Below are 26,797 nucleotides of genomic sequence, written 5' to 3' on the forward strand. Positions count from 1 at the left end.
TCGGATTCGGTTCAACATTCTTGGCACAGTGGAGTGTTGGGCTGGAGAGGCACGTCTTCGTCTGGGTGGTCCGCTGCAGGAGCGGGTCCTGGTGGCTCTCCTCCTGGAGCCCGGCCGGGTCGTTCCGGTCGCCCGACTGGTGGAGATCACCTGGGACGACGCGCCCCCGGCCACCGCCGCGCACCAGATCCGGAAGATCGTCGCCGACCTGCGCCAGCGCATACCCGGGGGAGCCGCCCTCTTCGTGACCGACGGTCCCGGTTACCGCGTCGCCGTCGACGACGACCAGGTGGATCTGAGCCTGTTCGGGGTGCGCCTGCGCCGTGCCCGGGAGGCGGTGGCCGCGGGACTGCCGGTCAACGCGGTCGACCAGCTCCGGGCGGCGCTCGAACTGTGGCGGGGCAGGCTGCTGGCCGGGGAGGGCGGCATGCTGCTCCAGGCCGCCGCGACCTCCCTGGAGGAGCGACGGTTGGCCGCCGTCGAGCAGCTCTTCGAGCTGCAGCTCGGCCTGGGCGAGGCCGCCGAACTGGTCGGCGACCTCAGAGAGTTGGCCCGGGAGAACCCGCTGAGAGAGTCTCTGCACGGCCAGCTGATGCTGGCCCTGTACCGCTCCGGTAGACAGGCCGAGGCACTGGAGGAGTACCAGCGGGTGCGAGCGCTGTTCGCCGAGGAACTCGGGATCGACCCGGGGCCCGAGCTGAGCGGGCTCCACGAGGGCATCCTGCGGGCGAGCCCCGAACTCGCCGCCCCGCGCCCGCCGACCCCGTCCGCCCCCTCCGCCCAGACCGGCCCGGCCACTGCGGCCACTGCGGAGCCGCATGCTCTCGCGCAGCCGGCCCCCGCCCCGTGCTCGCTGCCGTACGACGTCCAGGACTTCACCGGCCGGACCGAGCAGCTGCAGCAGCTGCTCTCGGCGGCCGCGGAGCCCGTCGCGCAGGGCACCCCGATCCTCGCGATCGACGGGATGGGCGGGAGTGGCAAGACGGCGCTGGCGGTGCACGCCGCCCACCGGCTCGCCGAGCTGTACCCGGACGGGCAGATCAGCGTCGATCTGCACGGCTTCACACCTGGGCAGCAGCCGAGGGAGCCCAGCGAGGTGCTCGACGTCATGCTGCGGTCCCTGGGTCTGCCCGGCGACCGGATTCCCGACGACCTGCTCAGCAAGATCGCACTGTGGCGGATGACCACAGCGCAGCGCCGACTGCTGATCCTGCTCGACAACGCCGCCGATGCGGAGCAGGTACGCCCCCTGCTGCCGTCCTCCCCCAAGTGCATGGTGCTGATCACCAGCAGGATCCGGCTGGTGGACCTGGACGGTGCGCGGGCTCTGTCGATCGGTGTGCTCTCCGTGCAGGACAGCCTGGCGCTGGTGGAGCGCACCCTCGGCGAGCAGCGGGTGGCCGCGGAGCCCACGGCGGCCGAGGAGTTGGTCCAGTTGTGCGGCCGGCTGCCGTTGGCGCTGCGGATCGCGACGGCCCGGCTGAGCCACCGGCCGCGCTGGACCATCCAGTACCTGGTGGACCGGCTGTCCGACGAGGCAAGGAAGCTGGACGAACTGGCCTCGCGCAGCCGCGGCGTGGCAGCCACCCTCCAGTTGTCGTACCTCGCCATGGATGCGGAGTGCCGGAACGCTTTCCGGCTGCTGAGCCTGCACCCGGGCGACCTCGACGTGCACTCCGCCGCGGCCCTGCTGGGAACGCCGACCGTCCCGGCGGAGGAGCTGCTGGAACTGCTGCTCGACGCGCACCTGTTGGAGCAGCACGAGCTGGGCCGGTACACCTTCCACGACCTGGTCCGCAGCTTCGCCCACAGCCTGTGCACGGCCGAGACGGCGCCCGAGGACGGCCTTGCGGTCAGTCGGCTGCTGGACAACTACGTGCTCGCGGTCGAGGGCGCCTGCGAGGTGCTGTTCCCCGGCCGGGTCGAGTTCGGCATCGAACTCCCCGCCCCGACCGCCGCGTTGCCTGCCTTTGCGACCCCGGACGCCGCCCTTGCCTGGTTCGAGCGGGAACACCGCAACCTGCTCGTCGCCGTCCGGCTGGCCGCTCGGCGGGGACTGGACTGGCACTGCGCCTATCTGCCCCGCGCCTTCGCCTCGTTCCTGCACATGCAGGGCTGTGGCGAGGAGTTGCTCGAAGCCGGTCAGCTCGCGGTGGCTGCATCGCGCCGTCTGGGGGACCGACTGCTGCTCCGCCTCAGCCTCACCAATCTCGCGGTCGCGCTGTGGCAGCTCGGCCGGGTGCAGGAGGGCGTCGACGCGCTGGAGCAGGCGCTGGAGATCGCGGTGGAGATCGGTGACCGGCACGGGGAGGCCGCCTGCCTGGGCAGGCTCGGGGCCTTCCGCAACAGTCTGGGCCGGTACGCGGACGGCCTGCGCGATCTGGAGGCGGCGCTCCTGCTGCACCGGGCCCTGGGCAGTCCGCGCGAGGAGGCGGCGACGCTGATCAGCATCAGCTCGGTCAGCGCCCTGCTCGGCAGGTACCCTGCGGCGGCCGAGGCGGCGCGCACCTCGGCGGAGATCAACCGCAAGCTCGGTGAGGTGGACAACGAGGCCCTGGCCCTGGTCAACCTCGCCAACGCGCATCTCGGCCTGGGGTCGTACGAGGAGGCGCTGGACGTCCTCACGAACGCCCAGGAACTGCACCGGTCCCTGCATCGGCCGGGCAACGCGTCACTGGTCCTGGCCCGGCTGGCCGACGCACACCTTCGGGCGGGCCGTCCGTCGGTGGCCTACGACTACGGGCTGCGCGCGCTGGACCTGGTCTGGACGAGCGGTTCGGCCGCACGCAGGGCCACGGTGGAGAACATCCTGGGTCGGATCCACCAGGCCCGGGGTGAGCACGTCCAGGCCCAGGCACGGCACGGACAGGCGTTGCGACTGGCCGAGGAGACCGGGTTCCGGATCGAGATGGCCTACGCGCTGGAAGGGCTCGGGGCCTGTGCCGAGGCCCTGGGGGAGTCGGAGCAGGCGCGAGAACACCGGGGCCGGGCAGGCGAGTTGTTCGCCGCGATGGGCATTCCGGAGGAGCGCCGCCGCCCGGCCTGATCCGCTCTGCCCCGGCCTGATCCGCTCTGCCCGGCCTGATCCGCTGTGCCCGGCCTGATCTGCTGGGCGTCCCCAACTCGGCGTTCACGACGCGGTGTTCCCAACTTGGTTTTCACGAAGCGGTGTTCACGACACGGCCGGGGAGATGTTGGGGATGGGGTTGTCATCCGCCAGCGTCAGGGCCCCTGCCGGGCGGTGGCCCTGGGTGGCCGCCGCACCCGGCATGGCCTGGCACAGGACGAGGGCGAGGAGACCGCAGACGACGACGGTGAGTGCGATGAGCTTGCTGCGCATGCTTCTACCCCTTGAGAGTGGCGGTTGGTCCGACACCTCGAGGCTCGTCGCACCCGTTCCCGATCCGTTCCCCTAGCGATCCCGCGCGCCCGAGTATCCCTGCGGAAGCAGCGCTCCGGGCCCAATTCAGGGATACCGGTGGGCTGTTGAGGTGATTCGTGCGCTTTCGTTCGCCGGGGTTCAGCTCGGTCGGCCGCCGCGGGGCTCGGTGCAGGCGTACCGGTACGCGGCCAGCAGAAGCTGCCGGGCAACCTCGGCCTCCGCGTCGTCGCGCGGTCCGTACACCAGCACCGAACCGGCGGGACCGGCGGGTATGCCCCAGCCTCCGGTCACCACGGCCTCGACTGCTGACGGCGGCAGCATCACGTGCAGACTGCCGTCGTACACCGGGTGCAGATGGGCGAACTCGGTGCCGGCCAGGAAGGCCTGGAGCGGTCCGTGCGCCAGCGTCGGCGTCAGATGACCGGCCCGGGTGCCCGGAACGCAGATGAGGGACGGCCGGATCTCCACCCCCGGCAGTGTCTCGAGCACCTGGAGCAGCTCTTCCTGAAGGTGCGTCGGGGCGGGTTGGGTGACCTGTTCGACGGGGTGGTCGGGCGACACCAGCGGCGGAGGGCCGGAGCGCTCGGGCAGCTTCAGCTCAGGCAGGTCCAGCTCGGGCGGGTCCAGTTCGGGCAGATTCACAGGGGGTTCTCCCATCCGGCGGGCGCCGTGCGTCGCACCCGCGCGTACATGTCTTCCCGGCAACCTGGCATCAGCCGTTCCCATCTGATTCCCGACCATATCCCCCCGGCTCAACAGGGTTGAGCAGGTGGAAGCCTGACACATCGCCCGTAGGGTCTCAAACCTTCCGTATCGCGTCAGGGCACGGGGACCGGGTGCCGCGGAGGCGGCTGTACTGGCGTGAGGACGACAGGCGAGATCGTGCCAGCCGAATCGCTTGGATTCAGCGTCGGCCATGGGTCAGGATGATTACCGGAAAGCACGGCGGGAACAGGGGAAAACCGGCCAGAAACTCCGGGTGAATCCCTTTCCTGCGGTATTCGTCACGCATTCAGTCGCGCATTCAGCTATGGATCGAATGAAGTGCGCCTTGGAGGGGACAGAATGACAATCACCGCTTTCGAGACCCGGCAGCCGACGGTCTTCGACTCCTTCGAGGAGCGGATCGCGGAGCTGAAGCAGAGCGAGCTCTACCGGGAGTTCCTGCCGGTCGGGCACCTCGCCGCCGACCCCGGTCACACCATGTACGAGGGTCGCAAGATCGAGGTCTGGTGCAGCAACGACTACCTGGGAATGAGCCAGAACCCGGAGGTCATCCGGGCGCAGCTGGCCTCGACCGCCCTGCACGGGACCGGGACCGGCGGGTCCCGGAACATCGCCGGCACCAGCACGACCCACGTCGAGCTGGAGCGCAGGCTGGCCGCCTGGCACGGCAAGGAGCGTGCCCTCACCTTCTCCAGCGGCTATGTGGCCAATTTCGAGACGCTCAGCACGTTGATTGCCGCGATCGACGACATGGTCGTCTTCTCCGACGCCCTGAACCACCGCTCGCTGATCGAGGGGATCATTCGTTCCGGGGCCACCAAGGAGGTGTTCGCGCACAACGATCTCGCGGATCTGGAGGAGAAACTCGCGCGGTACGCCCCGGACCGTCCGAAGCTGATCGTCTTCGAATCCGTCTATTCCATGGACGGTGACGTCTCGCCGGCCTCCGCGATATTCGATCTCGCGGAGAAGTACCACGCGCTGACCTTCCTCGACGAGACCCACTCCATCGGGGTCCGGGGTGCCACCGGCGCGGGTCTGAGCGAGGAGCTCGGGGACCACCGGGCGACCTTCGTCCAGGGCGTGTTCGGCAAGGCGATCGGCACCGTCGGCGGCTACGTGGCCGGCCCCGACGCCGCACTGGACTACGTACGCTCCCACGCCCCCGGCTTCATCTTCACCACGGCGATGCCGCAGGCCGCCATGGACGCCACCCTGCGGAGCCTGGAGCTCGTCCGGGCCGGAACCGGCATGCGCGCCGAGCTGAACCGCAAGACCGCGCTGATGAAAGCCGAACTCCGCGCCAGGGACGTCGACTTCATCGACGCGGACAGCCACCTGGTACCGGTGATGGTGCCCGGCGGGGAGCGCGTGCGCCGGGTGTCCCGCGCCCTGCTGGAGAAGCACGACATCTACGTCCAGCCCATCAACTTCCCCTCGGTGGCCCGCGGGGGCGAGCGCTTCCGCGTCACCGTCGGTCCGTTCCGCACGGAGGCGCAGATCACGCACTTCGCCGCCTCGATGCAGCAGTGCCTGCATGAGAACTGAGACAGCAACAGCAGCCAGGCACCCCCACCCACACCCGCACCCCCACCCACGCATGACGGAGGAACCGTGAACATCACCGAGATCACCCCTTTCATCGGCCTGGAGCTGAGCGACGCCGGCTACGAGGACCTGGTGCGCCCGGAGGTATGGGAGCAGCTCGTCCAGGGAGTCCACGAGCGTGAGCTGGTGGTGGTCCGCGGTATCGAGCTGACGCCGCGGCAGCAGATCGACCTGGCCGCCCGACTGGGCCGGCCGGTGCCGTTCCTGATCAGCAAGTACCGCCACCCCGAGTTCGAGGAGATCATGATCTCCTCGAACGAGATGAAGGACGACAAGCCGCTCGGCGTCGCCCGAGTAGGCAACTTCTGGCACCAGGACTCGTCCTTCGTGGCCGACCCCGCGCCCTACACCATGCTGCACGGCGTCAACGTGCCCGGCAGCAGCGGCCACACCAAGTTCGCCAACGCCGTGGACGTGTACGACCGCATGCCCGAGGAGTGGAAGGCGAAGCTGTCCGACCGGATCGGCCTGCACACTGTCGGCAAGCGGCTGCGGATCCGCCAGGAGCACGTGGGCCTGTCGGTTGCCGAGTTCAAGGCGCTGATCGACATCGAGCACCCCAAGGTCGAGCACCCGGTGGTGTGCAAGGACGAGTACACCGGCCGTGAGTACGTCTACGGCTCCCGCGAGTACATGGACTCGGTGCTGGGCTTCGACCCGAACGAGAACGAGGCCTTCTTCACCATGCTCGACGGCCTCATCCATGACGAGGCCCACGTCTACACCCACCAGTGGACCCCGAACGACCTGGTCATCTGGAAGACCCGGACCACCTATCACATCGCCACCGAGGTCGAGCCGGGCGCCTCGCGCACCGTGCACCGCGTCAGCATCGAAACCCGGCGGCCGTGAGCGGCATCGTCGACTTCGGGATCGGCTACCCCGGAGGGCAGGTGAGCGTGGCGGGCATGCACGCCGCCTCCGGGGTACCGGCCGCCGACATCCTGAAGATCACGCATGCCGCGCGGTTCCCCGCGCTGGACGAGGACGAGCTCTCCTGGCAGATGGCCCTCCGGGCCGCGCGCGAGGTGCTCTACCGGAACACGGTCGACCCGGCGGACATCCGCTACGTGGTCTACGCCGGATCGGGGGAGTGGGATGTCCCGTTCTGGTCTCCCGCCGCCAAGGTGGCGCACGGGTTGGGCATCGAGTGGGCGCACTGCTTCGAGGTGTCCAACTTCTGCAACGGCGGGATGACCGCACTCAAGATCGCCGGCGACAAGCTCGAACTGCGCGGCACGGGCCACGCGCTGGTCCTGGTGGCCGACCAGCTCTCGCGCATGGTCGACTACTCGGACCCGCAGTCCAAGGCGCTGTTCAACTTCGGCGACGCGGCGGCGGCCGTGCTGGTCGCCCCCGGCTCCCGTGGCCCGTTCGTCCTGCTCCACTCGGCGATGCGCACCGACCCGGGGTGGTCGGACTACTACGCCGGGGAGCACCAGGAGGGCCGGGTCCTCATCCGCCGTGGTGCCCACCGCAAGGGCCTGGCCGAGGCGTACGTGCGGAACTTCACCGCACTGATCGAGGACACGCTGGCCGCGCTCGGCCGGAAGCTGTCCGAGGTGTCCTACCTCCTGATCAATCAGGGCGACCGGGACATGCACGAGCGGCTGCTGCGCGAGCTCGACTTTCCGGAAGAGAAGAGCGTCTTCAACTACTCCCGGCTCGGCCACATGGGCGGCGCCGACACGCTGATCGCCCTTCAGCAACTGCGTGTCCAGGGGCTGCTGAAGCCGGGCGACCTGCTCCTGCTGGCCACCAGCGCCATGGGCTTCACCTGGGGAATCACCGCATTGGAGTTCCAGGGATGAAAATCCTCGTCATACATCAGGTCCCCTACCGGAAGATCGACTACCGGCTCGGCATCGACCACGCCGAGCACGAGGTCACCTACATCGGCCACCCCCACCGCATGGCCGACCTCCCCGCCGACCTGCCCGCGCGGCGCATCGAGCTCGACGCGCACGAGGATCTCGTCGAGGGGGTCACCCGGCGCACCTCGCCGGCCGACGGCTACCAGAAGGTCCTCTCGCTCTCCGAGTTCGGCATCCTGCAGGCCTGGCAGGTCCGCCAGCACCTCGGGCTCGACGGCCCCTCGCTCCGGCAGCTGGAGCGGGTCCGCGACAAGGTGGCCATGAAGGAGGCGCTGGCCGAGTCCGGGATCCGCTACCCGCGGTTCGTGGCTGCGCCGCCTCCCTGCGGGCCGCTGCCCTGGTCCGGGCGGACCGTCGTCAAGCCCCGGCAGGGCGCGTCGAGCGAGGGGGTGACGATCCACGACACCGCCCGCGAGGCCCTGGTCGCCTACCGCCGCCTGGAGAATCCGAAGGACTACCAGCTGGAGGAGTACGTCGAGGGCGCCATCCTGCATGCCGACGGACTGGTGGGCGAGGGTCGGCTGCTGGAGCTGGTGGTCAGCCGGTACGTCAACCGTCCGGTCGACTTCGCCGCGGGCGAGCCGCTCGGCTCGTACCAACTGCCGCAGGACGAGCGGCACTTCGCCTTCGCCGCGCAGGTGGTCGAGGCGCTCGAGATCGCCGAGGGCGCGATCCACCTGGAGATGTTCGAGACCGAGCAGGGCGAGCTGGTCTTTCTGGAGGTCGCCAACCGGATGGGCGGCGCCGGCGTCCTGCAGGCGCACCTGGGCCACACGGGCGTCCACCTTCCGGCGCACGAGATCGCCATCCGGCTGGGCCTGCCCCGGCCCGAGCCGGCCCCCTCGACCGGCCGCTACCACGCGTGGCTCTGCTTCCCGGGGCACCACCTGGGAGCCGGTGCGGAGCACCGCATCGAGATCCCGGAACACCTGCGCGTGCACCCGGCAGTGGACGTCCTGCACACCCTCGCCCCGGGGGCGCCGCTGCCGGACCACATCACCTACCAGGAGTGGCTGGTGCCGGTGTTCATCGAGGCCTCCTCGGAGGACTCCGTCGAGCTCGGCAGGTTCCTGACCGAATGCGCCCGGGCCGTCCGCGTCGGAACCGCGACGCCCGCAGTGCCCGCAGTACGCGCAGTGCCCCCAGTGCCCGCAGCGCCCGCAGCGCCCGTGCTGCTTGCGGCCGCTGTCCCCGCTCCCGCCCTCGCCCCCGACGTACCGGCCTTGTCCCGCGCCTGAGTCGCGGTCCAGCCAGGAGACCAACGATGCGATACTTCCCCACCGACCTGCTGCTCGCGGTGGAGCACGCTCAGTGCGACCTCGCCGCCGTCCCCGACTCGGCGCTCGCCCGGCTGCTCGACGGGGCAGGGCTGACCGGCCTGTCCCGGTTCTTCGACCATGCGCAACTCGCCGCGGGGTTGGACGAGTTGTTCGGCGGTCTCAGCCAGTATCCCTGGCAGTCCGTGGTCGACGGTAACGATGTCTACGAGCTCACCCCGGTGGGCACCGTGGTGCTGGACGACCACCGTGCCGGCAACACCCTGCGCGGCCTGCTGCTGGGCTGGGCGACCGGCAACAAGGTGGTCGTCCGCACCGAACGAGCGGACTTCTGGCGTGAGTTGGTGACGCTGCTGCGCCGCGCCGAGGTGCCGCTTCCCTCGGCCGAGATCCTCGGCCCGCAGGCGGACGTCGCGGGATCGCCGGTGCACGTACCCGACCTGCTGCCGGTCCTTCCCGACCACGCGACGCTGCCGGGCTGGTTCGACCCCGAGCTTTACGCGCTCGCTGAGACCGCTGAGACCGCCGGGCCGACCGTGCTGCGCATCCGGCTGTCCGCCGGACTCGCCGAACTCGCCGCGCAGGACGACCCGTTGGCCGCGACCGTCCTGATCGGGGACTGCCGGGCGGACTGGGCCCACGGGCTCAGCCGCCGTGAGTACTGGCGTGGGACCACTCTCTCGGCAGCCCGTGGCCTGGACACCGAGGAGCAGCGGCCACGGCTGGACGCGAAGCTCCGCTACCTGGTCCAGCAGGCGCGTCACGCGCCCTACTACCGGGATCTGCCCCGGGTCGGCGGCCTGTCCGAGCTGGGCACGCTGCCGATCCTCGACAAGGCGGCCCTGGACGCGCACTCGCTGCCGACCAGCCGTGACCTGTCCAGCCCCGGCCCGCGCACCGGTGAGGTGCTGCGCAGCGGCGCGAGCAGCGGGGCCCCGCGCTACATCGCGTACTCCCGCACCGACTGGGAGAACATGATCCGTGAAGCGGTCCCGCTGTTCTACTCGATGGGCCTTGCGCCCGGTGACCGTCTGATCAACACGCTGTACGGTGGCGGCCTTTACGGCGGTCTGAGCACCACGCTGTGCGAGCTCTCCCGGATGCCGGTGGAGTGCTACTCGACCGCCCAGAACGTCTCCGCGGACGACATCCTGATGCTCTGTCAGTCCTTTTCGGCCAACGCGCTGCTCGGCCTGCCGGTGCTGATCATGCCGCTGCTGCGCGAGGCCAAGGCGCGCCGGCCCGAGCTGCGGATCCAGAAGATCCTCTACGGCGGCACGGCGATGTCGGAGGCCGACAAGAGCTGGCTGCGCGAGCAGCTCGGCACCGAGGTCATCACCAGCGTCCTGGCGGCCAACGACGGGGCACAACTGGGCTACCAGTGCGGTTCGCTCGGCGGCACCCTGCACCACGTCAACGCCGACTACAACCTGATCGAGGTGGTGGACGAGGACAGCGCTCCGGTGGCGCCCGGCGAGTGCGGCGAGCTGCTGATCACCACCCTGCAGAAGTTCGAGGGACCGCTGATCCGCTACCGGATCGGCGACCTGGGCCGGGTCTTCGAGCAGGACTGCGCGTGCGGCGTGTCCGGCCAGGTACTGGAGTACCTCGGCCGGGCGGACGGCCTGATCAAGGTCAAGGGCGCCACGGTGACCCACGCCGAGGTGGTCGAGTCCCTCGCCCGCTACCAGCCCGCCCAGGTGCAGCTGGTGGTCGAGTCGGCTGACGGCCGGGAGAGCATCGCGATCCGGATCGAGTCGTCGCTGCCGCTGGACGTCCGGGAGGTGCGCGAGCACCTGATGAGTGAGATCAAGACGCTGGACAGTGCCCACCGCTTCGACGACACGCTGGATCTCTTCGAGTTCCGGGTCGAGCTCTGCCCGGAGGGCGGGATCGAACGGAACGCCGTCAGCGGGAAGATCAAGACCGTCATCGACCGTCGGCTGGTGGCGGCATGAGCGGCATCAGCGGGAACAGCGGGAACAGCGGGAACAGCGGGAACAGCGGGAACAGCGGGAACAGCGGGAACAGCGGGAACAGCGGGAACAGCGGGAACACCGATGTCGGCGGGCGCCCCTACCTCCGCCATCCGCACCTTGCGCAGAACCTGCTCACCTTCGTCGCCGCCGACGACGTCTGGCTGGCCGAGCTGGGAGCGGTGGCGACCGACCGCATCCAGGCCCGACGGCTCACCTCGGACCGGGTGCCGGTCCAGCACCCCAGGCTGAGTCCGGACGCCCGGCAGGTGGCCTGGACCTCGACCCGCGACAGCGGAGGTGGCGCCGGACAGACGGGCCGCCGGGAGGCGTACGCCTCGTCGGTGGACGGCGGCGCCGTCACCCGGCTGACGTACTGGGGTGACACCCTGACCGCGGTCCGCGGTTGGTTGTCCACCTCCGAGGTCCTGGTGCTCGGCCGCCCGAGTCAGCACCCGACGATGCGGACCTGGGCCCACGCCGTGCCGCTGGACGCACCTGCCCGGCGGCTGCCCTACGGACCTGCCGGGGACCTCGCCCTCGCCGCCGACGGCGCGGCGCTGGTCGGCACCCCGCTGTACCGGGAGCCGGCCTGGTGGAAGCGGTACCGCGGCGGGATGGGCGGCCGGATCTGGCACGCACCGCGGGGCCACGCAGCGCAGGGCGGGGAGTTCACCGAGCTCCTCGCCGAGGTGGGCCCGCACCTGGTCAACCCGATGTGGGTCGGCGGGCGCGTCGCGTTCCTCTCCGACCACGAAGGCGTCGGCGCCCTCTACTCGACCTCCCGCGACGGCTCCGACCTGCGCCGCCACACGGACCACGGCGGGTACTACGCCAGGCATGCCGCCACCGACGGAACCCGGGTCGTCTACCAGTGCGCGGGCGAGCTCTGGCTGCTCGAATCCCTCGAATCCCCGCAGTCGCCGGGGTCCCTGAAGCCCCCGAAGTCGCCGGGGTCCCCGAAGTCCGAGCCGGTGCGACTGGACGTCGTGCTGGGCGGTACCCGATCGGGACGCGAGCCGCGCACGGTCACCGCACGGGAGGCGCTGGAGGACTTCTCCCTGGACGCCACCGGCGGGACGGTCACCGCGACGGTCCGCGGCACCGCCCAGCGCGTCCACGTCGTCGACGCCCCGGGCCACGAGCTGCTGGCGGCCCCCGGGGTCCGCGCCAGGCTGGCGGTGGAGCTTCCGGGCACGGCGGGGGTCCTCTGCGTCACCGACGCGGGCGGCGAGGACGGGCTCGAACTGCTGCCGGTGCCGGGAGCGGCACCCGTCGAGCAGCGGCGGCTGGCGGTCGGTGAACTCGGCCGGGTCCAGGAGCTGACGGTCGCCCCGGACGGTCGGCACTGCGCGGTGGCTGCCGACGACGGCCGGGTGCTGCTGGTGGAGTTGGGCTCCGGAACCGTGGCCGAGCTTGGCGCCACCGCCAACGGCGCGCCCGCCGGTCTGGTCTTCTCCCCGGACTCGGCCCTGCTGGCCTGGTCGCAACTCTGGTCACCCTCCGACGGCTCCACGCCGGCGAACGGATCGTCCATCCGGCTGGCCCGTCTGAGTGACCGTCGGGTCTTCGAGGTCACCGGCGACCGTTTCAACGACACCTGCCCCGCGTTCACCCAGGACGGCCTCCACCTCGCCTTCCTGTCGAACCGCACCTTCGACCCGCTGTACGACGCGCAGCAGTTCGACATGGGGTTCCTGCCGACGGTGCGGCCCTACCTGGTGACGCTCTCTGCCGACACGCTGTCCCCGTTCGGACCCGGGCCCACCGAAGGCCCGGCCACGGCGTCGGCTCCCGGCCTCGCCCTGGACCCGGTCCTCGACCTGGAGGGAATGGCCGACCGCGTGGTGGCCTTCCCGGTGGCCGCCGGCGACCTCGCCCAACTGCGCGCCGTGCGCGGCGGCGTGGTCTGGACGGAGACGACGGGCACGGGCAACCTGGGCGAGACGACAGCGGGTTCCGAGGCGCCAGGACGCCGTACTGCTCTGGCTCGTTTCGATCTCTCCTGGGGCGTCGCGACCGTGGTGCGCGAGGATGTCGACGTCTACGCGGTCTCGGGCGACGGCAGCCGGATCGCCGTCCGGTCCGGTCCGAGCCTGGCAGTGCTGGACCTGACCGGTCAGGAGCAGGGCGAGGTACCGCTCGACCGGGTGCGGGTGACCTGCGACCCCGTCGCCGAGTGGCGCCAGATGTACGACGAGGCCTGGCGCCTGATGCGCGACAACTTCTGGAGCGCCGACCTGTGCGGGGTGGACTGGTCGGCGGAGCGCGAACGCTACCGGCCGTTGCTGGACCGGCTCGGCTCGTACGACGACTTCGTGGACCTGCTGTGGGAGCTGCACGGTGCGCTCGGCGCCTCGCACGCCTACGTGCTTCCCAGGCCGGAGGCCGCCCCGACGGTACCCATAGCCCCGATAACCCCGATAGCCCCCATAGCCCCCATAGCCCCGATAGCCCCCACAGCCCCGACAGCCCCCATAGCCCCGACAGCCCCGACAGCCCTGACGGGCCCGGTCGGGGCCCCGGCTTTCCTGGGCGCGGACCTGTCCGCGCACGGGGACGGCACCTGGCGGATCGACCGGCTGCTGCCCGGCGAGTCCTCAGTCGCCGCCGCACGCTCCCCGCTGCTGGCACCGGGGCTGCGGGTGCGGCCCGGTGAGCGGATCGCCGAGGTGGACGGCCGTCCGGTGGACCCGTGCCGGGGGCCTGCCCCGTACCTGCTCGGGAAGGCCGACCTGCCGGTCGAACTGACGCTCCGTGGCGCGGACGGGGACCGGCGGATCGTGGTGCTCCCGACCGGCAGCGAGGCCGTCCTGCGCTACCACGACCTGATCCGCTCGCGTCGCGGCGAGGTGCGCCGGCTGTCCGGCGGCCGACTGGGGTACCTGCACATACCGGACATGATGTCCCGCGGCTGGGCCGAGTTCCATCGTGACCTGCGCTCGGAACTCGCCTGCGGGGGACTGGTGGTGGACCTCCGGGAGAACAGCGGCGGACACATCTCGCCGCTGGTCGTCGAGCGGCTCACCCGCCGCGTCATCGGCTGGGACGTGTCCCGCAGGGGGACGCCCGCCAGCTATCCGCCGGGCTCACCGCTCGGGCCCGTGGTCGTGCTCGCCGACGGACAGACGGGTTCCGACGGGGAGATGGCCGTCCACGCGCTCCAAGCCGGTCACGGCTTCACCGTCGTCGGCGTTCGTACCTGGGGCGGGGTGTACGGGATGGACGATCCGATCGCGCTGGTGGACGGGACCCGTGTCACCCATCCGAAGCACGCTTTCTGGTTCGAGGGTCCCGGCTTCGCGCTCGAGGGCGACGGCGTGACGCCGGACCTGGAGGTCGGCATCGCCCCGCAGGACTGGGCGGCCGGACGGGACCCCCAGCTCGAAGCCGCAGTGTCCCGGGCCCTGGCCGACCTGGAGGACGGTCGTTCCGCGAGCCCGCCTGCGCCGACGGGTCGGGGAACAGGGCGGGATCGAAACGGGAGCGCCCGGTGAGAGCTTGCTCCCGACAGAACACCGACGAGCCGACAGACGTCCCGGAAGGTCCGCAGACATGACGACCGAAGCAGTAGAGCAGGTTGAGCAGGTTCAGCAGGAACAAGTGCAGGAGCAGGAGAGTCCGAAGGCGGCAGGCCTGTGGCGCCACCGGGACTTCATGCTGCTGTGGAGCGGGCAGACGATCAGTGACATCGGGTCCAGCGTCACACAGCTGACGCTGCCGCTCGTCGCCGTGCTGGTGCTGCACGCGACGACCTTCCAGGTCGGTCTGCTCACCGCGGCCTCCACGCTGGCCTTCCTCCTGGTCGCACTGCCGGCCGGCCCGATTGTCGACCGGGCGGCCAAGCACCGGCTGATGATGTGGTGCGACCTGGGCCGCATGGTACTGACGGCCTCGATCCCGATCGGCGCCGCCACCGGGCTGCTGACCCTGGGTCAGCTCTACTTCGTGGCCCTGGCCACCGGCGTGCTGAGCGTCTTCTTCGCCATCGCCTACCAGAGCTACCTGCCGGTCCTGGTCGGCAAGGAAGAGTTGGTCGACGCGAACGGCAAGCTGGGCACGACGCAGTCCTTCGCCCAGCTGGTCGGTCCCAGCCTGGGTGGTCTGCTGGTCTCCCTGGTCGGCGCGGCGCGGGCGATCGCCACCGACGCCGGCTCGTTCGCGATCTCCGCCTTGAGCCTGTTCCTGATCCGTACGCCCGAGGAGAAGCCGACGCTCCCCGCCACCGGCGAGAAGCGCAATCTGCGGGCGGAGATCATCGAGGGCCTGCGCTTCGTCGTGGGGCATCCCATCCTGCGCAAGGTGGTCGCCTCCACCGCGGTCTCCAACTTCTTCGGCTCCATCACCATGGCGCTCCAGATGGTCTTCCTGGTGCGTGTTCTGCACGCCGCGCCGTGGATCATCGGCCTGGTCATGGCGGGCTCGGCGGTCGGCGGTCTGATCGGCGGTCTGATCGCCAACCGGCTCGGCAAGGCGATCGGAACGGCCCGGATGATCTGGCTCCCCGCGCTGCTCTTCGGCTGGACCGGCCTCCTCGTCCCGCTCGCCCAGCCCGGTTGGTCCACCATCCTGGTCGCGGTCGGGTTCACGCTGCTGATGGTCATCGGGGTGCTCTACAACACCGCGCAGGTCTCCTACCGGCAGACCATCTGCCCGCCGGCCCTGCTCGGCCGGATGAACGCGTCGGTGCGCTGGATCATGTGGGGCACGATGCCCCTGGGCGCTGCGCTCGGCGGCGTGCTCGGCAGCTACTTCGGCATCCGGCCGGTGATGACGGTCGCTGCCCTCGGCGACTGGGCGGCCGTGCTGTTCGTGGTCTTCTCCCCGCTGCGCAAGCTCCGGGACGTGCCCGAGGCGTGACGGCCCCGGTGGTCCACGACGGGTCAGCGTCTGCAAGCCGTCATGCAGACGCTGACCCGTCGTGCGGACGTTGGTCAGCCATGCAGACGCTGGTCAGCCGTGCAGACGCGGGATCTCGATGGCGGGGCAGTTGTCCATCACCATCGCCAACCCGGCCGCGCGGGTGCGGTCGTAGGCGTCCTGGTCGACCACGCCGAGTTGGAACCAGACGGCCTTCGCCCCGATGGCCGCGGCCTCGTCGGCAACAGCCCCGGCGAGCGCGGAGTTCACGAAGACGTCGACGACGTCGACCGGGAACGGGATCTCCGCGAGGCTCGCGTAGCCCTGCTCACCGTGCACGGTCTCGGCCTTGGGGTGCACGGGCACGACCCGCTTGCCGAACCGCTGCAGCACCTGGGCCACCCCATAGGCGGCCCGGTTCCGGTTGTTCGACAGCCCGACCACGGCCCAGGTGTCCCCGGACTCCGTCAGGATTCTGCGCACCGTCTCCGCGTCGCCGTACATTCCGTCGCGCTCCTGTCGTCCGTGGGCCTGTCGTCCGGGGCTTTTCGTCCCTGGGCCTTCCGCTCACGTCAACGAAAAACGGCGCGGGCTATTCCCCCGGGCGGCCGAGGGCGCGGTAGGTCCAGCCTGCGGTACGCCACTTGTGCGGGTCGAGGACGTTGCGGCCGTCGAGGATCCGGCGTTCGGCGACGAGGGTGCCCAGCTCGGCCGGGTCGAGGTCGCGGAACTCCTGCCACTCGGTGAGGTGGAGGACGACGTGGGCGCCGGCCGCGGCCTCGTGCGCGGTCGGGGCGAAGGAGAGGCCGGGGAAGAGTTTGCGGGCGTTGTCCATGGCCTTGGGGTCGTAGACGGTGACCTGGCCGCCCTGGAGCTGGATCTGGGCCGCGACGTTGAGCGCGGGGGAGTCGCGGACGTCGTCCGAGTTGGGCTTGAAGGCCGCGCCGAGGACGGCGATGCGTCGGCCGAGGAAGCCGCCGCCGCACTGCTCGCGGGCCAGCTCCACCATCCGGGAGCGGCGCCGCATGTTGATCGAGTCGACCTCGCGGAGGAAGGTCAGCGCCTGGTCCGCGCCCAACTCGCCCGCGCGGGCCATGAAGGCGCGGATGTCCTTGGGCAGGCAGCCGCCGCCGAAGCCGAGGCCGGAGTTGAGGAACTTGCCGCCGATCCGCTCGTCGTAGGCGAGCGCCCCGGCGAGCTGGACCACGTCAGCGCCGGAGGCCTCGCAGACCTCGGCCATGGCGTTGATGAAGGAGATCTTCGTCGCCAGGAAGGAGTTGGCCGCCGTCTTCACCAGCTCCGCGGTGGCGAAGTCGGTCACCACCAGCGGAACGCCCGCTTCGAGCAGCGGGGCGTAGACCTCGCGCAGCGCTGCCTCGGCGCGCTCGCTGCGGGTGCCGACCACCAGGCGATCGGGGTGCAGGGTGTCCTGCACGGCGTAGCCCTCGCGCAGGAACTCCGGGTTCCAGGCCAGCTCGATCGTGTCGGCGATGTCGGCCGGTGCGGCCGACGCCATCCGCTCCGCCAGCCGGGCCGCGCTGCCGACCGGGACGGTCGACTTACCGACTACCACCGCTCCCTCGCGCAGGTGCGGCGCGAGGGAGTCGAAGGCGGCCTCGACGTAGGACATGTCGCAGGCGAACTCGCCCTTGCGCTGCGGCGTGTTGGTACAGACGAAGTGCACCTCACCGAAGGCGCCGGCCTCCGCCCAGTCGGTGGTGAACCGCAGTCGGCCCGAGGCCACGTGTCGCTGCAGCAGTTCGTCGAGACCCGGCTCGTACATCGGGGACCGGCCCTGGGAGAGCGTCGCGATCTTCTCCGGGACGATGTCCAGGCCCAGCACCTCATAGCCGAGCTCGGCCATGCAGGCGGCGTGGGTCGCGCCCAGATATCCGGTTCCGATGACGGTGATCCTCATGGCTCGGGACTCTACCCGGTCGGTGCTCCGGCCCGGTCGGGCGTGATGTCGGCCACCAACGGCAGCTGTGGAGGCGCTGTGGGCTTGCGTCGTCCGAGCTGGTTGAAGAAGACGTTCAGGGTGATCGCCACCAGACAGCCCGCGCTGATCCCGGAGTTCATCACCGTCTGCACCAGCTGCGGGAAGTGTGCGTAGAAGGTGGGCGCGGCGATCGGCAGCACGCCGAAACCGAGTGCGACGGCGACGGTGAGCAGGTTGCCGTTCTCCTCCAGCTTCGCCGCGGTCAGCGTCCGGATGCCGCTCGCGGTGACCGCGCCGAACAGCGCCAGTCCGGCGCCGCCGAGCACCGGCTGCGGCACCACGTTGACCAGCGCACCGGCGACCGGGAAGAGGCCGAGCAGGATCAGGATCACGCCGCTGGTGGCCACCACGAACCGGCTGCGCACTCTGGTGAGCGCGATCAGGCCGATGTTCTGGGCGAAGGCGGTGGCCGCGAAGCCGTTGAGACAGGCCGCCAGCACGGTTGCCGCGCCGTCGGCGCGCAGGCCGCCCTCGATGGTGCGGGCGTCGGCCGGGCGGTCCACGATCTCGCCGAGGGCGAGCAGGTCGGCGGTGCTCTCGGTCATCGAGACGAGCATCACGATCAGCATCGAGATGATCGCGCCCGCCTGGAAGGTCGGCGCCCCGAAGTGGAACGGCGACGGGACCGCGAAGACCGGAACCTGGCTGATCGCACCGAAGTTGCTCTTGCCCAGCGGGATCGCCAGCAGCGTTCCGGCCACCAGGCCGAGCAGGATCGAGATGGAGCCGAGGAACCCGGCGAGGAAGCGGTTGAGGACCAGCACCACGAGCAGCGTCACGCCCGCCAGAGCGATGTTGGACGCCGAGCCGTAGTCGGGCGCGGCGGAGTTGCCGCCCTCGGCCCACCCTGCTGCGACCGGGAAGAGCGAGAGCCCGATCAGCGTGATCACCGTGCCGCTGACCACGGGCGGGAAGAAGCGGTTGAGCTTGCCGAACCAGGGTGCGACGAAGAAGGTCGCCGCACCGGCGATCAGCAGCGCACCGTAGATGGCGGGCAGCGCCTGACCGGGATGGGACTGCTTGACGATCGACAGCATCGGCGCGACGCCGGCGAAGCTGATGCCGTTGACGAAGGGCAGCCGGGAGCCGACCCGCCAGACGCCGAGCGTCTGCAGCAGCGTGGCCAGGCCGGAGGTGAGCAGTGCCGCGCCGATCAGGAGGGTGAGCTCAGCGCCCGTCAGCCCGCAGGCGGTGCCGACGATCAGGGGCGGGGCGACGACGCCCGCGTACATCGCGGCGATGTGCTGCAGGCCGTAGGCGACGAGCTTGGGAGGGGACAGGAGTTCGTCGACCGGGTGGGTTCCCGGTGTCCCGGATGGTGGGGTCTCGACGGGGTGGGGCGCGGGAGAGGCAGGCACTCGGGACCTCCTGGGGGTGGCCGGGGCGAGGCAAAATTCCGCGATGTGGTATCCGCATTTCGATTGAAGGAAAACGTAGGTGTGGCCAAGGGGTGCGTCAACAGAATGTGTCATCATTTGGATGATCGTCTAAGGCGGCGTGCAGGCCTGTCGAGGCCTGTCGGGGCCGGCCCCGGGGCGCGTGAGCCGAGCCCGGAAACGCCGAAGCCGGCAGCCACCCTCAACGGGTGACCACCGGCTGGTGGAGATCCCCGGCGCGCAAGCCGAGGTGAAGATCGGGAGTGCGAAGATCAGGAGTGCGTGGCGCCACCGAGGTTGAGCGCGACCACACCGACGATGATCAGCGCGACACCGAGCACCTTCCACAGGTTCACGCCCTCCCCGAGGAAGACGAACCCGATCGCCGCGACCACGGCGGTGCCCGCGCCCGACCAGATCGCGTACGCGGTGCTCACCGGGATCTGCTTGAGTGCCTGGCTGAGCAGCGCGAACGAGGCGACGTAGCCGAGGATCACGACGATGCTCGGGAGCAGCCGGGTGAAGCCGAAGGTGTACTTCAGGGAGACGGTCGCGCAGATCTCCGAGCTGATGGCGAGAGCCAGGAACAGTGCAGGCATGATCGGAAAGTACCTCCCCGTCGGCGCCGGGCCTCAGGCGGCGGCGGTGTCGTCCAACAGGCGCTGCAGCAGTGCCAGGTCGACGTCGAGCAGGCTGCGCACGACGGTGCGGCCCGGGGCGGGGTGGATCGGCGTCAGCGACGGCACGGCGACGACGGCCACCCCGGCGGCCTCGGCGGAGGCGACGCCGGTGGGGGTGTCCTCCACGGCGATGCAGGAGCCCGGCGAGGCGCCGAGCGCGTTCACGGCGGCGAGGTAGGGGTCCGGCGCAGGCTTGGTCTGCGGCGTCTCCCCGGCCGCGAAGGACGTCGCGAAGCGACGCCGCCCGAGGGCGTCCAGCACGAGGTCCACGACGTGCCGCGGCGAGGCGGAGACCAGGGCGGTGGCGATGCCCGCGTCCGCGAGCCCGTCCAGCAGCTCCAGCGCGCCGGGCAGCGGGACGACCTGCTGCGCGACCAGCGCGACGAAGCGGTGGTCCAGCCCTTCGGCGATCGACGCTTCGCTGCGCGCGCGGTTGCTGACCCGGAAGAGGTACGCGGCGGTGTGCGCGACGGCCTGGCCGAGGACGTCGGGGACGTCGTCGTCCCCCAATGTCAGCCCGAGCGTCCGCGCCTCGTCCGCTGCCGCTTGCCACCACAGCCCTTCGGTGTCGACGAGGGTGCCGTCCATGTCGAACAGGACTGCCTGCAGGGTGGCGCGGCTGGGCACGAGGCTCCGCCTTTCGTATAGGGAGGATTGGGATGGAAGTGCGCTGTGAGGTATTTGCACTGTTCAGGGGCGCGAGGAACTGCGCGACAAGCCACTGTGAGTGGTGACTCCCCGAACGAGCAGGGCCATCCGCGTGTCGGTGGTTGCTCGCGCAGTTCCTCGCGCCCCTGGGGGTTGCAACTCAGCGTCGTGCGTCCACGAGGACCGCGCGCTCCGGCAGGCTCAGGGTCACGCCCGTGCCCGCGGGCAGGCTCGCCGCGTCGTGGGTGGAGAGGTCCGCCTTGACTGACGTACCGTCAGGAAGCTGGACGGTGAGGCGGGTGCTCGCGCCGAGGAACATGCTGGCGGTGATGACCGCACCCTGTCCGCCGCCCGCCGTGACGAGGACGTTCTCCGGGCGGATCAGCACGTCCGCGTCCCCGCGGACCTCGCCGCCCGCCTCCACGGGCAGCCGCTGGCCCAGGAGTTCGACGGTCTTGCCGTCGGCGTTCACGACACCAGGGATCCGGTTCATCGTGCCGACGAACTCCGCCACGAACGCCGTCGCGGGACGGGCGTACAGCTCGGCGGGGGTGTCGCACTGCTCCAGGCGGCCCGCGTGCATGACGGCGACGCGGTCGGCCATCGACAGCGCCTCCTCCTGGTCGTGGGTCACGAAGAGCGTGGTGATGCCCAGTTCCTGCTGGAGGCGACGGATCTCCTCGCGCAGGTTCTCGCGGACCTTCGCGTCCAGCGCGGACAGCGGCTCGTCGAGCAGCAGCACGCGCGGGCGCAGGGCCAGGGCGCGCGCCAGCGCGATGCGCTGCTGCTGGCCGCCGGACATCTGGTGCGGGTAGCGGTCGCCGTGGGTCGGCAGACCCACCAGCTCAAGCAGCTCCTCGGCGCGCTTGCGCCGCTCGGCCGTGCCGACCTTGCGCATCTTCAGGCCGAAGGCCACGTTGTCACGGGCGTTCAGGTGCGGGAAGAGGCTGTAGGACTGGAACACCATGCCCGCGTCACGGCGATGCGCAGGTATGTGGGTCACGTCCTCGCCGTCGACCAGGACCTGGCCGGAGTCCGGAGCCTCGAAGCCCGCCAGCATCCGCAGCGCGGTGGTCTTGCCGCAGCCGGAGGGGCCGAGCAGGGCCAGCAGCTCGCCGGGGTTGACGGTCAGGTCGAGGCCGTCGAGCGCGACGGTGGCGCCGAAGGTGCGGCGCAGGCCGACGAACCGGACCGTGGCACCGCTGCCGTTGCCGTCGGCAGCAGCGCTGTCAGTGGCGGGTGCTTTGCTGGGAACCGAAGTGGCAGCAGTGCCGTCCGTCGGCCCCGCAGGGGACGGCACGGCGGCGACGGACGTCGCGGACGCGGGGTCGGTGGTCATGGACACTCCTGGGACTCCTCGGAGGTGAAGCTGGGGCGGTGGTGCGGTGCGGCTCACTGCGGTGCGGCTCAGTGCGGCTCATTGCATTGCGACTCAGCGGGGCTGCGGTGGTGGTCAGTTGGTCTCGTTCGCGCCGGCCTTGCGACGTCCGCCACCGGCGGACAGCACGAGCAGCAGCAGCCAGGTGAGCAGCAGGCTGACGATGGAGACGGCCACGGTCACCGGGCCCTGCCCGGCGCTGTTGCCGTTGACGATCCAGACCGCGAAGGGCACGTAGCCGAGGATCGAGGCCACGGTGAACTCGCCGAGCACCAGCGCCAGGGTGATGAACGCGGTGTTCAGCAGGGAGGAGCGCATGTTCGGCAGGATCACGGTGACGATCGCGCGGGCCCGGCTCGCGCCGTTGTTCTGCGCGGCCTCCAGCAGTGTGCGGACGTCCAGGGCGCGCACCCCGGCGTCGAGCGTGCGGTAGGCCAGCGGGAGGGCCATGACCACGTACGCGAGCAGCAGCACCACAGGGAAGTTGGCGCTCTGCGCCAGGACGAACGTCTTGTAGAACGGCGTCGGCATCAGGTTGTCGTTGCACCAGCGCAGCACCGCCGTGATGCCCGCGGTCAGCGCGATCGAGGGGACCACCAGCGGCAGGGTGCAGGTCAGCTCGACGACGGTGCGCAGCCTCGGGCTGCCCAGCCGGACCGCGACCACGGTCGGTACCAGCAACAGGTAGACCAGCACGATGGTGCCGGCCGCCAGAAGCAGCGAGAGCTGCAGCGCGGGCCAGAGGCCGGGGACGCTGAAGATCTGCTTGTAGGCGTCGAGGCTGAAGCCCGAGGGGGAGTTGTCGACGGTGAAGTAGAGCGTCGACAGCATCGGGGTGAGGAAGTACAGCCCCGCGATCAGCAGCACCGCGGCGCGCCCGAAGCGGATGCGGCCGAGTCGGGCCAGCACGCGCGGCTGCGGGCGGCCCGGGGTACGGGCATCGCCCGCGCCGACCGGGCCGGTCTTGGTCGACGGGGCGGGGACGGTCACACCAGCCATCGGGCACTCCGGCGTTGCAGGGGGAGGTAGATGACCATGACCAGGGTGGCGATGACCACCATGTCCAGGCTCATGGCCAGGGCCACGTTGGTGGCGTCGGCCGACACGTTGCCGTTGAGCGCGGTGGCGATCTGCAGCGTGATCAGCGGCACGCTCGCGCCGACCATGGCCGCGGCCGTCGCGTAGGCGGCGAAGGCCGAGCCGAACAGCAGCACGAACCCGCCGAGCAGCGAGGGGAGGAGCACCGGCAGGGCCACGTGGCGCCAGTACTGCCAGGTCGTCGCGCCGTTGTTCTGTGCGGCCTCACGCCACTGGCGGCGCAGGCCGTCGAGGGAGGGGATGACGCTCAGCACCATCAGCGGGATCAGGAAGTAGAGGTAGACCAGGGTCAGGCCGTTGAAGGAGTAGAGACTCCAGCCGTGCTGGTCCAGGTGGAGCTTGGTGGTGAGCACACCGGCGTTGCCCAGGGTGGTGATGAACGCGAAGGCCAGCGGCACGCCACCGAAGTTGGCGAGCACGCCGGAGGCGCTCAGCACCGCGTGGCGCAGCAGCCGGAACCGCGAGGTGACCACGGCCTGCGCCAGCATCAGCCCGAACACGACGGCGATCAGCGCGGAGAGCGCGGACAGCTTGACGCTGCCGATCAGCGCGTCGAGGTAGCCGCCCTGCAGCGAGGCGGACAGGTTGCCCATCGTGTAGTGGCTGGGCTGGCCCGGGTTGTAGGTGGTGAACGCACCGTAGGCCATGGCCAGGGCGGGAACCCCGAAGGCCACGGCGACGAAGAGCAGCAGCGGAACGACGGCGAGCCGACCCGCCGCCGCCTTGCGCAGGCGGCGGCGGGCGGGCGTCGCGCTCAGGGGAGCGGTGGTCACCCGGCGATCGCCTTGGACCAGTTGGAGGCGACCAGGGCCTTGGCGGCGGTGATCTGCGCCTGCGACGGGATCGGGGCGGTGCCGGAGACGGCCGGCAGCTTGGCGGCCAGCGCGCTGTCCAGGGTGCCCGCACTCTTCATCGCGTCGAACAGGACCGGGCGGGCGAAGCCGCCGAGGAAGCCGTTCTGGCCGTCGGTGGAGTAGAGGAACTCCTCCCACAGGCGGGCGGCGGCCGGGTGCGGCGCCCACTTGTTGATGGCCTGGTTGTAGTAGGACGCGTACAGGCCGTCCGTCGGGACGTTGACCTGCCAGGTGATGCCCTTGGACTGGAACTCGGCGGCGTAGCCGGCGTTCAGGTAGTCCCAGTCGATGTCGATCGGGGTCTCGCCCGACTCGACGGTGGCCTGGGTGGCCTTGACCGGGTTGAAGTTGCCCGCCTTGCGCAGCTTGCCGAAGAAGTCGATGCCCGGCTGGACGTTGTCCAGCGAGCCGCCGTTGGCCAGGGCAGCGGCGAAGACGCCGGAGAAGGCCGCGTTGGCCTGCGTCGGGTCACCGTCGAGGGCGACCATGCCCTTGTACGCGGGGTTGAGCAGGTCCGCGAAGGTCTTCGGGCACTGCTTGACCTTGCCGGCGTTGCAGCCGATGGAGACGTAGCCGCCGTAGTCGTTGTACCAGGTGCCGTCCGTGGCGGCCTGGCCGGCCGGGATCTCGGCGAAGTTGGCGACCTTGTACGGTGCGAACAGGCCCTGCTGCTGGCCGGTGACGGCGAAGGCGCCACCCACGTCGACGACGTCCGGCGCGCGGTCCTGGCCCTTGCGGGTGGTGATCGCGTTGATCTCGTCCTGGCTGGAACCCTCGGGGTTCTCATCGTTGATCTTGATGCCGTACTTCTTGGTGAACTCGGCCATCAGCGTGCCGTAGTTGGCCCAGTCGCTCGGCAGGGTGATGGCGTTGAGCTGACCCTCCTTCTTCGCGGCCGCGATCAGCTGGTTCATCCCACCGAAGTCGGCGACGGAGGTGGCGGTGGAGGCCTTGGCCGAGTCGGAGGAGGACCCGCTGCCGCCGTTGACGGAGGCTGCGGAACCACAAGCGGTGAGCGCGAGGGCTGAGGCGACCAGTACGCCGGTCAGCGCGGCGGCCCGGGCGGGGGTGGAGGTCACGATGGGCTCCTGAGGGGGCGTCAGTGCAGATCACTTGTCCGAACAAGTCGATGACAGTACGCCCGAGTATGGTGACCGAATGGTTAACGGCGTATCAACACCCGTATTCGATTTCCTGTCGGATTCCCCTGCCCTGGACGGGATTTCGCTGGTCGCGCACATAACGGTACGATCACGCCGCTGTCCTGAACCGGACGGTGGGTGGAGCAGCGGGTAGAACAGGGACGGACCGGAGGAGCGCACTGTGGCAGCACGGCACGAGGAGATTGCCGACGCGCTGCGGCAGGCCATCGATCTCGGGGAGTACCCGGTGGGCGGCATGCTGCCCACCGAGACGGAGCTCTCCGCCCGCTACGCGGTCTCCCGCGGCACCGTCCGCCAGGCCGTTGCGGCGCTGACCGCGGAGGGCCGGATCGGCTCCCGTCAGGGCGCCCGCCGCGTGGTCCTGGGAAGCCGCCGCAGCCAGAGCTTCGCCGAACTCCGCAGTTTCGCCCAGTGGGCGAAGGCCATGGGCCACACGGCCACCGGCCGGGTCATCCACCAGTTCCGCCGCCCCGCGAACGTCGAGGACGCCCAGCGACTGCAGATCTCGCCGGGCGAGGAGGTCCTCCAGGTGCTCCGCGTCCGCGGACTCGACGGGGATCCGGTGCTGTTGGAGCGCAACGTCTATGCGCAGTGGATGGCCGACGCGGTGGAGCGGTTGCCCGCCGAGTGCGAGTCCGTGGTCCAGGCGCTCTACGACGACATAGGAATGATCTTCGCCTACGGCGAGCACGTGATCGACGCGGTCGCAGCCGGCGCGGAGGACGCCCGCCTGCTCGACATCCGTCGCGGCAGCCCGCTGCTGCGCATCCGCCGCATGACGACGACCCCGGCGGGCCGCCCGATCGAGTGGTCCGACGACCGCTACGTCTCCGGGACGGTCAGCTTCGCCGTGGCCAACTCCATCGGCTCCAACCCGCTGGCGCGGCAGTCCGGCCAGAACTGACAGCAGCCTTTGCGCATACAGCAGCCTTTGCGCACGGGGTAGTTGCACCGTTCGGGGGCGCGGCGGGGGGTTTCGGCGGGGAAGATGCTTAGGGTAACCTAACTCGCCGCAGGCGCCTTCCCGCTCTGCGCTCTTTTGCCGTCGGGAGGCCCCGCATGTCCTCGACCGAGATCACCTTGCTGGGTGCCGTCGCCGGCTTCACCATCTACCTCGGCCTCCCGGTCGGCCGCCTCAAGGCGCCGCTCCCGCGGACCCGCGCGCTGCTCAACGCCGTTGCCATCGGCATCCTGGTCTTCCTGATCTGGGACGTGCTGACCCATGCGTGGGACCCGATCGACAGCGCCCTCGGCGACCACCACTACGCCTCGGCGACCGGCAACGGCCTGGTCTTCTTCGCCTGCTTCGGCGTCGGCCTGCTGGGCCTCGTCTACTTCGACCGGCTGATGGCCCGCAAGGCTGCGGCGGCGGGCGAGCCCGGCGTCGGCGGCAGCGGGCGGTCCCGCTTCGGCATGCTGTCGATGATGATCGCCGTCGGCATCGGCCTGCACAACTTCGCCGAGGGCCTGGCCATCGGCAACAGCGCCGCCTCCGGCGAGCTCCAGCTCGCCGTGCTGCTGATCATCGGCTTCGGCCTGCACAACGCGACCGAGGGCTTCGGCATCGTCGCCCCGCTGGCGGCGGAGGGCACCCGCCCGAGCTGGGGCAGGCTCGGCGTGCTCGGCCTGATCGGTGGCGGCCCGACCTTCCTCGGCACGCTCGTCGGCCAGTCGGTCGTCAACGACACGCTCTCCATCGGCTTCCTGACCCTGGCGGCGGGCTCGATCCTCTACGTCGTGATCGAGCTGCTCGCGGTGGCCCGCAAGGCGGCCATGAAGGAGCTCGTCACCTGGGGCATCCTCGCGGGCGTGATCGCCGGCTTCGTCACCGACGCCGTCGTCACCGCAGCCGGGGCCTGAGCCTCCGGCCGCAGGCCGGGACACGGGCCTGGGCGCGG

At 70.5% G+C, this 26,797-nt stretch carries 21 protein-coding genes; 10 read left to right on the forward strand and 11 right to left on the reverse strand.

Annotated elements, in window-relative coordinates; translation table 11 throughout:
- The first annotated feature begins 91 nt into the window (after positions 1-91).
- The gene (locus tag ABH940_RS31485; protein ID WP_370106833.1) at positions 92-3,046 is read left to right on the forward strand and encodes a BTAD domain-containing putative transcriptional regulator; all 2,955 of its coding nucleotides are present in this window, start codon (positions 92-94) and stop codon (positions 3,044-3,046) included.
- A 126-nt stretch (positions 3,047-3,172) separates the two neighbouring features.
- On the opposite strand, the gene ABH940_RS31490 is transcribed toward ABH940_RS31485, so the two are convergent.
- Both ABH940_RS31490 and ABH940_RS31495 read right to left on the reverse strand, forming a co-directional pair.
- Positions 3,173-3,340 carry a hypothetical protein gene (locus ABH940_RS31490; protein ID WP_370106834.1) on the reverse strand — a complete coding sequence of 56 codons (168 nt, stop codon included), beginning with the start codon at positions 3,338-3,340 and terminating at the stop codon, positions 3,173-3,175.
- 180 nt (positions 3,341-3,520) lie between these two features.
- A complete protein-coding gene (locus tag ABH940_RS31495) occupies positions 3,521-4,024 on the reverse strand; it encodes a luciferase family protein (protein ID WP_370106835.1) in 504 nt (167 codons plus the stop codon).
- Positions 4,025-4,447: 423 nt separating this feature from the next.
- Here ABH940_RS31495 and hemA point away from each other — a divergent pair, with 423 nt between their 5' ends.
- From hemA to ABH940_RS31530, 7 genes are all read left to right on the forward strand, one after another.
- The gene (hemA, locus tag ABH940_RS31500) at positions 4,448-5,656 is read left to right on the forward strand and encodes a 5-aminolevulinate synthase (protein ID WP_370072102.1); all 1,209 of its coding nucleotides are present in this window, start codon (positions 4,448-4,450) and stop codon (positions 5,654-5,656) included.
- 66 nt (positions 5,657-5,722) lie between these two features.
- Complete coding sequence (locus ABH940_RS31505) at positions 5,723-6,568, forward strand: TauD/TfdA dioxygenase family protein (protein ID WP_370106836.1); 846 nt, start codon at positions 5,723-5,725, stop codon at positions 6,566-6,568.
- Complete coding sequence (locus tag ABH940_RS31510; protein WP_370072104.1) at positions 6,565-7,527, forward strand: 3-oxoacyl-ACP synthase III family protein; 963 nt, start codon at positions 6,565-6,567, stop codon at positions 7,525-7,527. The genes ABH940_RS31505 and ABH940_RS31510 overlap by 4 nt, the downstream gene beginning before the upstream one ends.
- Positions 7,524-8,828 (forward strand): acetyl-CoA carboxylase biotin carboxylase subunit family protein, encoded by a 1,305-nt coding sequence (locus tag ABH940_RS31515; RefSeq protein WP_370106837.1) that lies wholly within the window; start codon positions 7,524-7,526, stop codon positions 8,826-8,828. Before ABH940_RS31510 ends, ABH940_RS31515 begins: the two co-directional genes overlap by 4 nt.
- Before the next feature lie 26 nt (positions 8,829-8,854).
- Positions 8,855-10,825: a phenylacetate--CoA ligase family protein gene (locus tag ABH940_RS31520; protein ID WP_370072106.1), complete on the forward strand. Its 1,971-nt coding sequence runs from the start codon at positions 8,855-8,857 to the stop codon at positions 10,823-10,825.
- The gene (locus ABH940_RS31525) at positions 10,822-14,340 is read left to right on the forward strand and encodes a PDZ domain-containing protein (RefSeq protein ID WP_370106838.1); all 3,519 of its coding nucleotides are present in this window, start codon (positions 10,822-10,824) and stop codon (positions 14,338-14,340) included. Before ABH940_RS31520 ends, ABH940_RS31525 begins: the two co-directional genes overlap by 4 nt.
- A 58-nt stretch (positions 14,341-14,398) precedes the next feature.
- Positions 14,399-15,703, forward strand: coding sequence for an MFS transporter (locus ABH940_RS31530; RefSeq protein ID WP_370106839.1), 1,305 nt, complete (start codon positions 14,399-14,401; stop codon positions 15,701-15,703).
- A 93-nt stretch (positions 15,704-15,796) separates the two neighbouring features.
- On the opposite strand, the gene ABH940_RS31535 is transcribed toward ABH940_RS31530, so the two are convergent.
- The 9 genes from ABH940_RS31535 to ABH940_RS31575 all read right to left on the reverse strand — a co-directional run bounded on the left by ABH940_RS31535 (position 15,797) and on the right by ABH940_RS31575 (position 24,815).
- Positions 15,797-16,207: a CoA-binding protein gene (locus ABH940_RS31535; RefSeq protein ID WP_370106840.1), complete on the reverse strand. Its 411-nt coding sequence runs from the start codon at positions 16,205-16,207 to the stop codon at positions 15,797-15,799.
- 88 nt (positions 16,208-16,295) lie between these two features.
- A complete protein-coding gene (locus ABH940_RS31540) occupies positions 16,296-17,621 on the reverse strand; it encodes a UDP-glucose/GDP-mannose dehydrogenase family protein (RefSeq protein ID WP_370072110.1) in 1,326 nt (441 codons plus the stop codon).
- Between the two features lie 11 nt (positions 17,622-17,632).
- Positions 17,633-19,060 carry a nucleobase:cation symporter-2 family protein gene (locus ABH940_RS31545; protein WP_370106841.1) on the reverse strand — a complete coding sequence of 476 codons (1,428 nt, stop codon included), beginning with the start codon at positions 19,058-19,060 and terminating at the stop codon, positions 17,633-17,635.
- A 290-nt stretch (positions 19,061-19,350) separates the two neighbouring features.
- Complete coding sequence (locus ABH940_RS31550; protein WP_370072112.1) at positions 19,351-19,677, reverse strand: multidrug efflux SMR transporter; 327 nt, start codon at positions 19,675-19,677, stop codon at positions 19,351-19,353.
- A gap of 33 nt (positions 19,678-19,710) precedes the next feature.
- Positions 19,711-20,385, reverse strand: coding sequence for an HAD family hydrolase (locus tag ABH940_RS31555; RefSeq protein ID WP_370072113.1), 675 nt, complete (start codon positions 20,383-20,385; stop codon positions 19,711-19,713).
- A 181-nt stretch (positions 20,386-20,566) separates the two neighbouring features.
- Positions 20,567-21,745, reverse strand: a complete 1,179-nt coding sequence (locus ABH940_RS31560; RefSeq protein WP_370072114.1) for an ABC transporter ATP-binding protein — start codon at positions 21,743-21,745, stop codon at positions 20,567-20,569.
- Positions 21,746-21,859: 114 nt separating this feature from the next.
- A complete protein-coding gene (locus tag ABH940_RS31565; RefSeq protein WP_370072115.1) occupies positions 21,860-22,783 on the reverse strand; it encodes an ABC transporter permease in 924 nt (307 codons plus the stop codon).
- Positions 22,771-23,655, reverse strand: coding sequence for an ABC transporter permease (locus tag ABH940_RS31570; RefSeq protein ID WP_370072116.1), 885 nt, complete (start codon positions 23,653-23,655; stop codon positions 22,771-22,773). The genes ABH940_RS31565 and ABH940_RS31570 overlap by 13 nt, the downstream gene beginning before the upstream one ends.
- Positions 23,652-24,815: an ABC transporter substrate-binding protein gene (locus ABH940_RS31575; RefSeq protein WP_370072117.1), complete on the reverse strand. Its 1,164-nt coding sequence runs from the start codon at positions 24,813-24,815 to the stop codon at positions 23,652-23,654. The genes ABH940_RS31570 and ABH940_RS31575 overlap by 4 nt, the downstream gene beginning before the upstream one ends.
- A gap of 244 nt (positions 24,816-25,059) precedes the next feature.
- Here ABH940_RS31575 and ABH940_RS31580 point away from each other — a divergent pair, with 244 nt between their 5' ends.
- Together ABH940_RS31580 and ABH940_RS31585 are read left to right on the forward strand one after the other, a co-directional pair.
- Positions 25,060-25,803, forward strand: coding sequence for a GntR family transcriptional regulator (locus ABH940_RS31580; RefSeq protein WP_370072118.1), 744 nt, complete (start codon positions 25,060-25,062; stop codon positions 25,801-25,803).
- 155 nt (positions 25,804-25,958) lie between these two features.
- Positions 25,959-26,759: a ZIP family metal transporter gene (locus ABH940_RS31585; protein WP_370072119.1), complete on the forward strand. Its 801-nt coding sequence runs from the start codon at positions 25,959-25,961 to the stop codon at positions 26,757-26,759.
- Positions 26,760-26,797 lie beyond the last annotated feature (38 nt).

The sequence above is a fragment of the Streptacidiphilus sp. BW17 genome (assembly GCF_041262485.1).
Taxonomy (GTDB): Bacteria; Actinomycetota; Actinomycetes; order Streptomycetales; family Streptomycetaceae; genus Streptacidiphilus.

What these genes read in the sequence shown, in the direction of transcription:
- ABH940_RS31490 (WP_370106834.1), bottom strand. Translation starts at nt 3,340, where the DNA reads ATGCGCAGCAAGCTCATCGCACTCACCGTCGTCGTCTGCGGTCTCCTC.
- hemA (WP_370072102.1), top strand. Translation starts at nt 4,448, where the DNA reads ATGACAATCACCGCTTTCGAGACCCGGCAGCCGACGGTCTTCGACTCC.
- ABH940_RS31515 (WP_370106837.1), top strand. Translation starts at nt 7,524, where the DNA reads ATGAAAATCCTCGTCATACATCAGGTCCCCTACCGGAAGATCGACTAC.
- ABH940_RS31520 (WP_370072106.1), top strand. Translation starts at nt 8,855, where the DNA reads ATGCGATACTTCCCCACCGACCTGCTGCTCGCGGTGGAGCACGCTCAG.
- ABH940_RS31525 (WP_370106838.1), top strand. Translation starts at nt 10,822, where the DNA reads ATGAGCGGCATCAGCGGGAACAGCGGGAACAGCGGGAACAGCGGGAAC.
- ABH940_RS31530 (WP_370106839.1), top strand. Translation starts at nt 14,399, where the DNA reads ATGACGACCGAAGCAGTAGAGCAGGTTGAGCAGGTTCAGCAGGAACAA.
- ABH940_RS31535 (WP_370106840.1), bottom strand. Translation starts at nt 16,207, where the DNA reads ATGTACGGCGACGCGGAGACGGTGCGCAGAATCCTGACGGAGTCCGGG.
- ABH940_RS31540 (WP_370072110.1), bottom strand. Translation starts at nt 17,621, where the DNA reads ATGAGGATCACCGTCATCGGAACCGGATATCTGGGCGCGACCCACGCC.
- ABH940_RS31550 (WP_370072112.1), bottom strand. Translation starts at nt 19,677, where the DNA reads ATGCCTGCACTGTTCCTGGCTCTCGCCATCAGCTCGGAGATCTGCGCG.
- ABH940_RS31560 (WP_370072114.1), bottom strand. Translation starts at nt 21,745, where the DNA reads ATGACCACCGACCCCGCGTCCGCGACGTCCGTCGCCGCCGTGCCGTCC.
- ABH940_RS31565 (WP_370072115.1), bottom strand. Translation starts at nt 22,783, where the DNA reads ATGGCTGGTGTGACCGTCCCCGCCCCGTCGACCAAGACCGGCCCGGTC.
- ABH940_RS31585 (WP_370072119.1), top strand. Translation starts at nt 25,959, where the DNA reads ATGTCCTCGACCGAGATCACCTTGCTGGGTGCCGTCGCCGGCTTCACC.